At 73.4% G+C, this 12,667-nt stretch carries 11 protein-coding genes; 2 read left to right on the forward strand and 9 right to left on the reverse strand.

What is annotated here, in order from left to right:
- Positions 1-31 precede the first annotated feature (31 nt).
- A complete protein-coding gene (gene argJ / locus NBZ83_RS23225) occupies positions 32-1,192 on the reverse strand; it encodes a bifunctional glutamate N-acetyltransferase/amino-acid acetyltransferase ArgJ (protein WP_261575790.1) in 1,161 nt (386 codons plus the stop codon).
- Complete coding sequence (argC, locus tag NBZ83_RS23230; protein ID WP_261575791.1) at positions 1,189-2,220, reverse strand: N-acetyl-gamma-glutamyl-phosphate reductase; 1,032 nt, start codon at positions 2,218-2,220, stop codon at positions 1,189-1,191. The genes argJ and argC overlap by 4 nt, the downstream gene beginning before the upstream one ends.
- A gap of 255 nt (positions 2,221-2,475) precedes the next feature.
- On the opposite strand from argC, the gene NBZ83_RS23235 reads away from it, so the two are divergent.
- Together NBZ83_RS23235 and NBZ83_RS23240 are read left to right on the forward strand one after the other, a co-directional pair.
- Positions 2,476-3,381, forward strand: coding sequence for a TIGR04222 domain-containing membrane protein (locus tag NBZ83_RS23235; protein ID WP_261575792.1), 906 nt, complete (start codon positions 2,476-2,478; stop codon positions 3,379-3,381).
- A 29-nt stretch (positions 3,382-3,410) separates the two neighbouring features.
- Positions 3,411-4,793: an MbnB/TglH/ChrH family RiPP precursor modification enzyme gene (locus NBZ83_RS23240; protein ID WP_261575793.1), complete on the forward strand. Its 1,383-nt coding sequence runs from the start codon at positions 3,411-3,413 to the stop codon at positions 4,791-4,793.
- Positions 4,794-4,827: 34 nt separating this feature from the next.
- Here the strand turns inward: NBZ83_RS23240 and pheT are convergent, their stop codons facing one another.
- From pheT to infC, 7 genes are all read right to left on the reverse strand, one after another.
- The gene (gene pheT / locus NBZ83_RS23245) at positions 4,828-7,356 is read right to left on the reverse strand and encodes a phenylalanine--tRNA ligase subunit beta (protein ID WP_261575794.1); all 2,529 of its coding nucleotides are present in this window, start codon (positions 7,354-7,356) and stop codon (positions 4,828-4,830) included.
- Positions 7,357-7,360: 4 nt separating this feature from the next.
- Positions 7,361-8,464, reverse strand: a complete 1,104-nt coding sequence (gene pheS / locus NBZ83_RS23250; RefSeq protein ID WP_308203819.1) for a phenylalanine--tRNA ligase subunit alpha — start codon at positions 8,462-8,464, stop codon at positions 7,361-7,363.
- A gap of 163 nt (positions 8,465-8,627) precedes the next feature.
- A complete protein-coding gene (locus NBZ83_RS23255) occupies positions 8,628-9,917 on the reverse strand; it encodes a sensor histidine kinase (protein ID WP_261569198.1) in 1,290 nt (429 codons plus the stop codon).
- Positions 9,911-10,777 carry a TrmH family RNA methyltransferase gene (locus NBZ83_RS23260; protein ID WP_261569197.1) on the reverse strand — a complete coding sequence of 289 codons (867 nt, stop codon included), beginning with the start codon at positions 10,775-10,777 and terminating at the stop codon, positions 9,911-9,913. Before NBZ83_RS23260 ends, NBZ83_RS23255 begins: the two co-directional genes overlap by 7 nt.
- 20 nt (positions 10,778-10,797) lie before the next feature.
- Positions 10,798-11,178: a 50S ribosomal protein L20 gene (gene rplT / locus NBZ83_RS23265; protein WP_251749837.1), complete on the reverse strand. Its 381-nt coding sequence runs from the start codon at positions 11,176-11,178 to the stop codon at positions 10,798-10,800.
- A 107-nt stretch (positions 11,179-11,285) separates the two neighbouring features.
- Positions 11,286-11,480, reverse strand: coding sequence for a 50S ribosomal protein L35 (gene rpmI, locus NBZ83_RS23270; protein WP_261569196.1), 195 nt, complete (start codon positions 11,478-11,480; stop codon positions 11,286-11,288).
- Positions 11,481-11,576: 96 nt separating this feature from the next.
- Positions 11,577-12,158 carry a translation initiation factor IF-3 gene (gene infC / locus NBZ83_RS23275; protein WP_261558527.1) on the reverse strand — a complete coding sequence of 194 codons (582 nt, stop codon included), beginning with the start codon at positions 12,156-12,158 and terminating at the stop codon, positions 11,577-11,579.
- Positions 12,159-12,667: the final 509 nt, after the last annotated feature.

A 12,667-nucleotide genomic window follows, 5' to 3' on the forward strand; every position in this document is an offset into this window, starting at 1 on the left:
GCGGTGGTGTGGGCGGTGGGGGCGGTGTCGGTCATGTCGAGTAGGCCGAGTTCTCGTAGACGTAGCCGTCGGTCAGGTCGTTCGTCCAGATGGTGAGTTCCTCGGAGCCGGCGTGCAGGTCGACGAGGATGTCGATCCGGCGCTCGGAGAGGTCGACGAGGTCGCGGTCCTCTCCGGGCGCGCCCGCCCGGCAGACCTGCACCCCGTTCATCGACACGTCGAGCTGGTCGGGTTCGAAGGCCGCCTGGGTGGTGCCGACCGCGGCGAGGACACGCCCCCAGTTCGGATCCTTGCCGTAGAGGGCGCACTTGAGCAGGTTGTTGCGGGCGACGGACCGGCCGACCTCCAGCGCGTCGGCCTCGCTCGCGGCCCCGGTGACCGTGATCGCGATGGTCTTCGTGGAGCCCTCGGCGTCGCCGAGCATCTGCTGGGCCAGGTCGGTGCACACCTCGGCGACGAGCCCGGTGAGCTCGGCCTCGGGCAGCGTCACCCCGGCGGCGCCCGAGGCGAGCAGCAGCACGGTGTCGTTGGTGGACAGGCAGCCGTCGGAGTCGACGCGCTCGAAGCTGACCCGGGACGCCTCGCGCACCGCCCGGCCGAGGGTCGCGGCGTCGGCGACGGCGTCGGTGGTGACGACGACGAGCATGGTCGCCAGCGACGGGGCCAGCATCGCCGCGCCCTTGCCCATCGCGCCGACGGTCACCCCCGGCGTTGCCGTGGAGATCCGCACGGCGGTCTTCGCGACGGTGTCGGTGGTGCGGATCGCCTCGGCCGCGTCGTCGCCGCCGGTGCCGGCGAGGGCCGCAACGGCCCCGGTGACCCCGGTGAGCAGGTTGCCCATGGGCAGGCGGACGCCGATCAGCCCGGTGGAGCAGACCGCGACGTCCCCGGCGCCGAGACCGAGCCCGGCCGCGACATGTTCGGCCGTGGCGTGGGTGTCGGCGAAGCCGGCCGGCCCGGTGCAGGCGTTGGCGCCGCCGGAGTTGAGGACGACGGCACGCAGCCGGCCGTCGGCGAGGGCCTGGCGGGTCCACAGCACGGGCGCGGCCTGGATCCGGTTGCGGGTGAACACGCCGGCGGCGGCGTCGGACGGCCCGTCGTTGACGACGAGCGCCACGTCCGGACGTCCGGACGGCTTCAACCCGGCCGCGACTCCGGCGGCCCGAAAGCCCTTCGGGGCGGTCACGCTCATGGCGCGATGCCCTGCGCGGTCAGGCCCGCGGTCTCGGCCAGGCCGAGCATGAGGTTGGCGCACTGCAGCGCCTGGCCGGCCGCGCCCTTGCCGAGGTTGTCGATGGCGGACACGACGATCGCCCGCCCGGACTCGGCGTCGTAGGTGCCCTGGACGTGCACGGCGTTGCCGCCGAGGGTCGCCGCGGCGTGCGGCCAGCGCCCGGGCGGCAGCACCCGGACGAACGGCTCGCCCGCGTACGCCGAGCGCAGCGCCTCGTAGACGGCGTCGGAATCGGCGCCGGCGGCGGTGGCCCGTCCCGAGCAGGTCGCGAGGATGCCGCGGGGCAGCGGGGCGAGCACGGGGGTGAAGGACAGGCTCACCGCGGTACCGGCCACGCCGGAAAGGGCCTGCACGATCTCCGGGCGGTGCTGGTGGGTGCCGACCTTGTAGGCGGTGAGGTCGCCCATCACCTCGCTGCCGAGCAGGTTCACCTTGGCCGAGCGGCCCGCGCCGGAGGTGCCGCTGGCGGCGACGACGCTGAGATCCTGCGGCTCGACGAGGCCCGCGGCCAGCAGCGGCGCGAGGGCGAGCGTGGAGGCGGTCGGGTAGCAGCCCGGCGCCGCGACGCGGCGGCTCGCCGCGATCCGCGCCCGCGCCCCCGGCAGCTCGGGCATGCCGTAGGTCCAGGTGCCGGCGTGCTCGCCGCCGTAGGCACGTCGCCACGCCTGCGGGTCGGCGAGGCGATGGTCGGCGCCGAGGTCGACGACGCGCACGGTGCCGGGCAGGGTGGCCGCCACCGCCGCCGACTGCCCGTGCGGCAGGGCGAGGAAGACGACGTCCGCCTCGGCCGCGGCGAGCGCCTCGGCGTCGGTGAAGACGCGGCCCTCCAGATCGGGCAGGTTCGGGTGCACATCCGTCACGGGCAGGCCGGCGGACGTGTTCGCCGCCAGCACGCCGATCTCGATCTCGGGGTGGGCGAGCAGCAGGCGGAGAAGCTCCCCGCCGCCGTACCCGCTCGCCCCTGCCACTGCTGCGATCACTCCCATGTGCAAAGTTATACACACGAGCTTATGAGCATGCAATGGAATTCGCGAATGTGACCGTCGTGGCGGGGTGGCGGGGTGGCACGCCGATGTCGGCGCAGGGGATGCCTCGGTCCTCGGCTCCACCCGCCTGCCAGGTCGGCCACCTGACCTGGCAGTTGACCGTGCATTGACCTCGAAGGTACCGCGCCCGCGGATCCTGAGCCGCACGATTCACGCACTGTCCATCGAACGATGCACTGCGGTGAGGAGCGGCGGATGGCAATCGCGATCGGCTATATCGCGCTGGTGATCGTCCTGTCGATCGTGGTGATCACCACCCGATGGACGGTCCGGCGCAGCGCGCCCGATCCCGACCTGGCCGACGCCGACGAGAAGGGCGGGACCAGGCCGGACCGGCTGCGCCCGCGCCGGTCGACCCTCGACCGCTTCCGGCTCGGCGCCGACGGCCTGGGCCCTTTGCCGGGCCAGGCCGAGGAGCTGGCCATGCTCGCCGGCGGTCCGCAGCTGGCGGCGCTGGCCGGGGTGGTGGCGCTGCGTGACTCCGGATCCGTGGAGAAGGGCGGCCTTCGGGGCACCCTGGTCTCCCGCCGACCGGCGCCCCGGGAGAACCGCACCCTGCGCCAGGCCATCCACCGCTGGATCGCCGAGCACGGTCCGCTGGAGGTCGCCGAGCTCGGGAAGCTGCTCGCCGACGATCCCGCGATGGTCGAGCTCCGCACCCGGTTGAGCAGGGACGGCCTGCTTCCCACCGTCCGGCAGGAGCGGCTGCTGCGGTGGTGCCGGCCCACGGCGCTGGTCCTGGCCGCCCTCGGATTCATCCTCGGGCTGTCGTCCACGTCGCTCACCGGCGGCGCCAACACCGCACCCATTTTGATCATCGGCGTCATCGGCAGCCTCGTTCTCGCCGCCGGCACCCCACCTCGGCTGACCGAGGCCGGGTCGGCCGTCCTGACGGCGGCGCGGCAGCGGCTGCCCGGGTTGGCCGACGGCAGCCTGTCCGGGCAGCACGCGCTGGCGGTCGCGCTGTTCGGGCCGGCAACGCTCGGCCGCTCCAGTCGGAAGATCGCCATCGAGCTCGGCCTGCACGAACCCCTCACCCGACGGGTCAGCTCAGGCAGGGTCGGCGGGGGATCGAGCGGCGGCTCCACAGGCGGCGACTGATGGCCCAGTTCCCACCATCTCTCCCGCTTATGCCCCTGCCACCAGGGCTGGGGGTGGGCTGGCGCCCGCAGCTCGCCACCGCGCTCGCCGAGCGCGACGACCTTGCGTTCGTCGAACTGATCGCGGAGGGTGTCGACCCGGACCGGCCGCTGCCGGTAGCCCTGGCCCGCCTCGGCGTGCCGATGGTGGCGCACGGCGTCCGGCTGTCCCTGGGCGGCGTCGAGCCGCTGGACCCCGCCCGCGTCGCCCGGTTCGTCCGCGTCGCGCAGCATCTGGACGCGCCGCTGGTGAGCGAGCACGCCGCGTTCGTCCGGGCCGGCGGAGCCGAGGCCGGTCACCTGCTGCCGGTGCCACGTTCCCGCGCGGCACTGCGGGTACTGACCCGCAACATCCGGTCGCTGACCGCCGAGCTGTCCGTCCCACTCGCGGTGGAGAACCCGGCGGCGCTGCTGCGTTGGCCCGACGACGAGCTGGACGAGGCCGCCTTCCTCACCGAGCTCGCCGAGCGAACCGGCGCGATGCTGCTGCTCGACGTCGCCAACCTGTACGGCGACGTGGTCAACCACGGCACCGATCCCGACCGGTTCCTGGCCGCCTTCCCCTGGGAGCGGGTCGCCTACCTGCACATCGCCGGGGGGGTCGCCGCGCATGGGCTCTACCACGATTCGCATGCCCACCCGGTCCGCCCGGAGGTCCTCGACCTGCTGCGCGCCGTAGCCGACCACTGGCCGGGCCCGCTGCCCTGCCTGCTCGAACGCGACGCCCACCTGCCGCCCGTGGACGAGTTCCACGCCGAGCTCGACGCGGTCGCCGGCGCCGCGGGCCTGACCCGCCCACAATCGGACGACCACCCGACTGCGGCGACGGCCGCAGCGGGACCGATACCCGGTGCGAGGGTCCGGGTGGGGATCGACGCGGATCTGGTCGGCGAGGACTTGGTCGGCGAGAACTTGGTCGACGCGGGCCCGGTCGACGCGGGCCCGCAGGTCGACGCTGAGCTGCTCGCCGGGCAGATCGCGCTGGTCCGGACACTCACGGCGGGTGAGGACTCGGCGGACTCACCGGCCGGCTTCGCCGCGGATCGGATCGAGGCGACCCGCGCGGCACTGATCGACAAGCGCCGGCTGGCGGTCAGCGAGCACTGGCCGGCGCTGGCGGAGACACCCGGCTTCCGCGACGGGTTCGCGGCCGTTGTTGCGCGGCTCCCACCCACGACGACCTGGGCAGACGCCCACGCGTACGCCCAGACCCACGACAGCGCGCTTGGCGTCGAAGCTCGCGCCGAGTTGCTCTTGGCGGCCACCGCTGGCCGGCGGTGGGCCCTGGCGGGCAGCCGACGCGGCGGGCTGCTCGTCGCGATTCGGCTGCCCCTGCTAGGGCTGCTGATTCTCGGTCGACGCCGACGAGGCTAGACCGCGCCGCGATGTGGCCGGGAAGGCTGCCCTGCTAGGTGCGCAGGACGGCGCCGGTGCGTTGCGCGGCGAGCTCGACGGCTGTGTCCCGCACCGCGTTCACCTCGGCGGCGGTCAGGGTCCGGTCCCCCGCTCGCAGCCGCAGGCCGAAGGCGAGTGAACGCTGCCCTGCACCGACCTGGGCGCCCTCGAACACATCGAACAAGGTCAGCGACTCCAGCAGGTCACCGGCGCCCTCGCGCAGCGCCTCGGTCACATCGGCGACCGGCACCTGCGCCGGGACGACGAGTGCCACATCGCGATCGGCCGGCGGGTAGGTGGAGATCACCGGCGCGACGACCGGCGGCGCCGCCGTCGCGGCCTCGACGACGACGTCGAGGCTGAGCTCCATCGCGACGGTGCGCGGCGGCAGGCCGGCGTCGCCGAGCACCCGCGGGTGCAGTTCCCCGGCGAAGCCGACAAGCCGGCCCCCGACGGACAGCTCCGCGCAGCGACCGGGATGCCACGGCATCGCGTCACCGGCCGTGACGGTCAAGGTGATCCCCACCGCCTCGGCGACGACCTGAGCTGCGTCGACGGCATCCGCCCAATCCGCCTCGCGGCCCGGGGCCGACCAGCCGGCCGGTTCGCGGCGACCGGTGAGCAGCGCGGCGACATGCCGGGCCTGCTTGGGCAGGACCGAGTCCAACGCAGCAATCTCCTCGACGGACGGTCGGCGGTCCACCGGCGGCGTCGGTACCCGCACAGGCGCGCCGGGCTGCTCCCGGAAGACCCGACCGACCTCGAACAGGGCCAGGTCCTGCTGGCCCCGGCCGATGTTGCGCACCGCGGCGGCGATCAGACCGGACAGCAGGGTCGTGCGCAGGTAGGCGGCGTCCTCGGCGATCGGGTTGGCGACCCGGACCGCCAGGCGCCGCTTGTCGTCCGCGACCAGGCTGAGCGCGTCGGCGGCGTCCGCGGGCACGAACGGCAGGGTCAGCACCTCGACGAGGCCGGCGTACGCCAGCGCCCGGCCCACCGCCCGGTGCATCCGCTGCGCCGGGGTCAGGCCGCGGCCGGCGGGCAGCAGCGGCAGGGTAACCGGGATCGTGTCGTACCCCTCCAACCGCATGATCTCCTCGACGAGATCCGCGGGCCGGGTCAGATCGGGCCGCCACGACGGCGGCGTGACGACAAGGACACCCGCACCGGCGGCGCTGCCGTCGGTGGCGGCGTCGGTGATCGTGCAGCCGACGTCGGCGAGGCGGTGGCGGACGACCTCGGCGGAGTACGTCCGGCCAGCCAGCCGCTCGGGCTCGCGCAGGGGCAGCAGCACCGGCGCGACGACCGGCCGGTGATCGAGGTCGGTCACCCCCGGCGCGGGATGGGCGCCGGCGAGCTCGACGAGCAGATCGACGGCCGTCGCCGCCGCGACCGGGGCGAGCGCCGGGTCGACGCCGCGTTCGAAGCGCCGCGAAGCCTCCGAGGACAGCCGGTGGCGCCGCGCGGTGCGGGCGACACTGATCGGATCGAAGTGGGCGGCTTCCAGCACAATGTCGGCGGTCTGCGCGGAGATCTCCGTGCTCGCGCCGCCCATCACCCCGGCCAGCGCGATCGGGCCGGTGTCGTCCGCGATGACCAGGTCCTCGGGATCGAGGGTGCGCTCGACACCGTCGAGGGTGCGCAGCTTCTCCCCCGCCTCGGCCCGGCGCACGACGATGGCGCCGGTGAGCTTCGCCCGGTCGAAGGCGTGCAGCGGCTGGCCCAGCCCGAGCAGCACGGCGTTGGTGACGTCGACGGGCACGGAGATCGGCCGCATCCCGCTCAACGACAGCCGTCGGGACCAGCCCAGCGGCGTGACGGCCGCGGGGTCGACGCCGGTGACCACCCGGGCGACGTACCGATCGCAACCCGCGGTGTCCTCGACGACAACCGGATAGGCCGCCCCGATCGCGGTCGCCCCGGATGCTGCTGACTCGGACGGCGGGGCGCCCGGGTCGGTGAAGGGGAGCCCGAAGGCGGTCGCCGCCTCCCGGGCGATCCCCCGCACCGACAGCGCGTAACCACGGTCGGGGGTGACGGCGATGTCAAGGACCTCGTCGGCGAGGTCGAGAAGCTCGGTGATGTCGGCGCCGAGCGGTGCCGACGGTGGGAGCACGAGGATGCCGTCGTGGTCCTCGCCGAGGCCCAGCTCCCGGGCCGAGCAGATCATCCCGTCGCTGACGTGGCCGTAGGTCTTGCGGGCCGTGATGGCGAACCCGCCGGGCAGCACCGCGCCGGGCAGGGCGACGGGCACCCGGTCGCCGACGGCGAAGTTGTGCGCCCCGCAGATGACTCCCCGCACGCCGGAAGCGGACGGGGCCTCGCCGCCCGCCACGCGAACCTGGCACCAGCGGACGGCCTTCTTCTTCGTTTCCACGATCTCGAAGTCGACGATCTCCCCGACGACGACGCCGGAGACGTCGCCTCCGACGCCACGCAGCCCCTCGACCTCGAAACCGGCGCGGATCAGCGCGTCGGCGACCGCCCGGGCGGGCGGCAGCCCCTCGACGTACTCCCGCAGCCAGGACATCACGATCAGCATCTGCTCAGACCTCGATTCCGAACGGGAGGCCGAACCGGACGTCACCGTCGACGAAGTCGCGGATCTCCCGGACGTCGTGCCTGATCATCGCGGCGCGTTCCAGCCCCATCCCGAAGGCGAAGCCGCTGTAGCGGGCCGGGTCGACCCCGGTGGCCCGCAGCACGTTCGGATCGACCATGCCGCAGCCGCCGATCTCGATCCAGCCTTCGTCCGAGCAGACCCGGCAGGGCTGGTGGGCCGCTTCGCCGCGGCAGGCGAAGCACTGCACGTCCAGTTCGGCGGACGGCTCGGTGAACGGGAAGAACGACGGGCGCAGCCGTGTCGACAGCCCGGAGCCGAACAGCGCCTGGGCGAAGACCTCCAGCGTGCCGCGCAGGTCGGCCATGGTGATGCCCTCGTCGACGGCGAGGCCTTCGAGCTGGCCGAACACCGGCGAGTGGGTGGCGTCGATGGTGTCGTTGCGGTAGGTCCGTCCCGGGCACACCACATACACCGGCAGCGGCCGGTCGAGCAGGGAACGGATCTGTACCGGCGAGGTGTGGGTGCGCAGCACCCGGCCGGAGTCGGTGGGCTCGACGTAGAGGGTGTCGTGCTCGCTGCGGGCCGGATGGTCCGGCGCCATGTTCAGGGCCTCGAAGTTGAACCAGTCGTGTTCGACCTCGGGGCCCTCCGCGACCTCGTAGCCCATGGCGACGAACACATCGACGAGCCGGTCGGACAGCGAGGACAGCGGGTGGCGGGCGCCACGGCGGCGGCGCGCCGCGGGCAGGGTGACGTCGACGCGCTCCTCGACCAGCACGCGGGCGTCGCGTTCGGCGGTCAGCTCGGCCAGGCGCGTGTCGTAGGCCGCCTGCGCCTCGGCGCGGGCGGCGTTGTGCCGGCGGCCGGCGTCGGCGCGCTCCTCGCGCGGCAGCGCGCCGAGCTCCCGACGGGCCAGCACCAGCGGGGCGGCGGCGCCCTGCACGTGAGCGGTGCGGGCGGCGGCCAGCGCGTCGAGGTCGGCGGCAGTGCGGATCGACTCCCGGGCCGCGGCGACGGCCGCGGCGAGCTGGTCGGGGTCGAGGGCGTGGACCCGGGACGGGTCGACAGTCTCTCCAGGGGCGGGCACGGTGCTCATCCTCGTATCGTTTCGCTGGGCAGAGGTCGCCCGGCCGGAATGGGCCCCGGCGGGCGAGAAAGGCCAGGGGGTAGCCGCGGCGGCGGCGCGAAGTGCGCCCGATGCCGCCCGCGAACTGCGCGGGGCGCCCGCCGGTCGATCGTGACGCTCGGCCTCAGCCGAACACCGGACCGCCGGCGGGCACGAAAAATCGGAACTCGGCGCCGCCGCTCGCGGCCCGGCCGACCGAGATGGTGCCCCCGTGCGCCTCGATCAGCGCCTTGGCGATGTACAACCCGAGTCCGGTGCCGTTGCCACGGCTGGCACCGCGCCAGAACTTCGTGAACACACGCGCGGCGTTCGATGCGGACACGCCATCACCCTCGTCGGCCACGCTCACCTCCGTGCCGGTGTCGCTGCCGCGCAGCAGCACCGTCACAGTACCCGCGCCGTGGCGCAGCGCGTTGTCGACGAGGTTGTGTAGCACCTGCTCCATCTTGTCCGGGTCGACCCACATCTCGGGCAGCTCGCCCTCCTCGCGGACTTCGAACCGCCCGGCGTCCGCCGCCCCGGCCGCGATCTTGCCGTCGACCACCGAGCGCACCCGGGTGGGCAGGTCGACGATCTGCTTGCGGACCTGGATGCGGCCCGAGTCGATGCGGGAGACGTCGAGCACCTCGGCGAGCAGGCGGGTAACCCGGTCGGCGTCGGTGTTGACCGTGTTCAGCATGAGCTTCTTCTGCTCGTCGGTGAACCGGTCCCACTTGGCCAGCAGTGTCGCCGTGAAGCCCTTCACGCTGGTCAGCGGCGAGCGCAGCTCGTGGGCGACGGTGGCGACGAGGTCCGCCCGATTGCGCTCCAGCCGCTCCCGGCTCAGGGTGTCGCGCAACGACAGCGAGACCCGGGCCAGCCGACCCGCGACCCGGGTGAAGCGGACGGTGACGTGAAAGTCCCGGTCGTGCACGGGGCCGGCGTAGGTCAGCCGCCGCTCGGGCTGCCCGATGACCCGCGGCAGCTCCCGGCTGAGCGCCGAGCACTCCCACCAGTCGTTTCCGCGCTCGTCGAGCAGCGGGAGCACCTCGGTGAGGTGGCGGCCGACCGCGGTCGGCGCGGGCACGCCGATCAACCGGACCGCGGCCCGGTTGAACACCTCGACCGTGCCGACGGCGTCGGTCACGACGACCGCGTCGGGCAGCAGATCGAAGGCGGCCGCGGGCAGCGGCCCGTCCAGCGCGGCCGAACCTGCGCCGGCTGCGCCGTGGTCGATCTCGGCGGGGTCCGCCAGAGCACCGTGGTCCTGCGCGGGCTCGTCGTCAGCAGTCATGGCCTCGCCTGATGCCGGGGCGGCGGTGATGGGCAGGCCGGGCGAGCGGCCCGCCGGGGGGACGGATGCACCGGCGGGAGCCGGCGGCAGCTGCTGCACGGTCGGCGTCTGCTCGGATGTCGATGCGACGGTGTTCACCACCGCCGACCACCTCCTCCGGTGCCGTCAGTACCGGACCTACCCGTTCTCTGCGCCCGCGCCGATGCGTATAGGCACAGGGCGGACGCAACCGCAAGATTCAGGGACTCGGCCTGACCGTACACCGGTACCCGCAACGCCGCGTCCGCGGCGGCCAGACCGGCGGGGTCGAGCCCATGCGCCTCGTTACCAAACAACCAGGCAGTGGGCCCGTCGAGCTCGCCGGCGTCCACCGCGGTGTCAAGATCACGATGGGCGGCACCCGAGGTCGCGACGATTCGGCACCCCCGTGCGCGCAACCCCGCCGCCACGTCGGCGAGCGTCGATTCGACGATCACCGGGAGGTGGAAGTGGCTGCCGGCCGACGACCGCACGCACTTGCCGCCGAATGGGTCGACGCCGCCGCCGGTGAACACCACGGCGTCCGCCCCGGCCGCGTCGGCGCTGCGGATCACGGTGCCGGCGTTGCCCGGATCGTTCGCGCCCACGCACACCGCCACCAGCCGGGGTGCGGCCAGATCGGCGAGCCGGTGGCCGGGCAGGGCAGCGACGGCGACGAGCCCCTGGGGGGTGACCGTCTCGGACAGTGCCGCCGCGGCCTCGTCCGTCACGATCCGGACGGGCACCGCGGCGGCGCGCAGCAGATCGTCGTGGCGGGCTACCGCCGACACACCCACGAACACCTCGAGCAGACCACCCGCGGCGACGGCCGCGCCGACAGCCTGTGCCCCCTCGACGAGGAAGCGGCCCTGCTCGCGGCGCTGCGCCGGGCGCCGCAGGCGCCGGGCGGCGCCGACCCGGGCCGACCGCAGCCCGGCAACCGGCCCATGGTCGGGCGGCGGGAGCACGCGGGCGGCGGGCACGGGTCGGCGACGCGACGGGCTCAGGCGGCGGTCGGCTCCGGCGCCGCCGCCAGGGCCGCCCGGGCCACCTCGACCAGCGCGGCGAAGGCCGCGGCGTCGTTGACCGCCAGGTCGGCGAGGATCTTGCGGTCCACCTCCACGCCGGACAGCTTCAGACCCTGCACGAAACGGTTGTAGGTCATGCCGTTGGCCCGCGCCGCGGCGTTGATCCGAGTGATCCACAGCTGCCGGAAGTCGCCCTTGCGCGCACGGCGGTCCCGGTAGGAGTAGGTCATCGAATGGAGCATCTGCTCCTTGGCCTTGCGGTAGAGCCGCGAACGCTGGCCCCGGTAGCCGCTGGCCTGTTCGAGGACCGTACGGCGCTTCTTCTGGGCGTTGACCGCCCGCTTCACGCGTGCCATGAGGGCACCTGTCTCCTTCGTTCGTGTGCATCCGGCCGGCCGGGCCGGGATCGATCACCGCGCAGGGCGGGCCGGTCACCGGGGCCGGAGTCGTCAGCGGGGCGCGCTCAGCTGGAGAGAAGGCGCTTGATTCGTCCTGCGTCTGCCTTCGTCAGCGGCACCACGCCGTCCAGCCGACGGGTACGTCGGCTGGACTTGTGCTCCAGGAGGTGGCGGCGATTGGCCTTCTGGCGCACCACCTTGCCGGTGCCGGTGATCCGGAACCGCTTGCTCGCGCCGCTGTGGGACTTCTGTTTGGGCATGTCGACATCCTGACGGTTTACGGGGGGTGGTCGAACGAGCGACGCGGCGAGGTCCGAACGGTGGGGGCACCACCGCACGGACCCACCGGAATCGGGTCAGACGTGGCCGGCCGGTTCCGGCAGCCGCTGCGGCTTGGAGCCCTTGTGCGGGGCCATCACCATTGTCATGTTCCGGCCGTCCTGCTTGGGCTGGGCCTCGACGTAGCCGAGTTCGGCCACGTCGGCGGACAGCCGCTGGAGCAGGCGGATGCCGAGCTCCGGCCGGGACTGCTCCCGACCTCGGAACATAATGGTGATCTTGACCTTGTCGCCGGCCCGCAGGAACCGCACGACGTGACCCTTCTTGGTCTCGTAGTCGTGTGGATCGATCTTCGGCCGCAGCTTCATTTCCTTGATGACGGTCTGGACCTGGTTCTTCCGAGCTTCCCGACGCTTCTGGTCGGACTCGTACTTGAACTTTCCAAAGTCCATCAGCTTACAGACCGGAGGACGAGCGGTCGGAGCGACCTCTACGAGGTCGAGATCGGCCTCCTGCGCCATGCGCATGGCCTCACCGATCGCAACGATGCCGATCTGCTCGCCTTCCGCGCCGACGAGGCGAACCTCGGGGACGCGGATCCGGTCATTGATGCGGGACTCTGTGCTGATGTGTTCCTCCGTTGCTCGACGCGCGGGCATGACCTCACCGCAGCGGAGCACCGAGCCTGGCCATACCAGGCTCCCGGCCGACAACCGTGGGAACGGCTCGGCCGACCGGCGACCCGGCCACCGTGGCCGCAGCCCGGGTCTCGGGCCAGTCGGCACACTGGCACCCCGTGGAAGCGGCGCCATTCGGCAACATCGGGTGGAGGGCGAACCCCCGCTTGGTCCTGCCGGACAGGCTCCGTGCCCTCGCCAGGACCGTCGCGAACGACGGCGCCATCGGATGGGTGGAACCAACCGGCAATCGGTCTGAGGCCAAGAGTAGCACCACACCGCCGAACAGGACGATCACGGAGGCGGTCGGTCGCCCTGAACGGACGACGACCATGTTCCGCCGGCCGATCGGCGGGCGGGCTCAGCGGGGGGGCCGCGGCCTCCAGCGCCGCTCGGAGCGCAGGCCACGACCCAGGAGCCGACGCACCGCCCGAGCCTGACCGGCCTCGACCACCAGCACCGCCACCGCCACCGCGGGTGCGGGCGCGGGC

It is taken from the genome of Frankia gtarii, from assembly GCF_025403375.1.
In the GTDB taxonomy this organism is placed as follows: domain Bacteria; phylum Actinomycetota; class Actinomycetes; order Frankiales; family Frankiaceae; genus Frankia; species Frankia gtarii.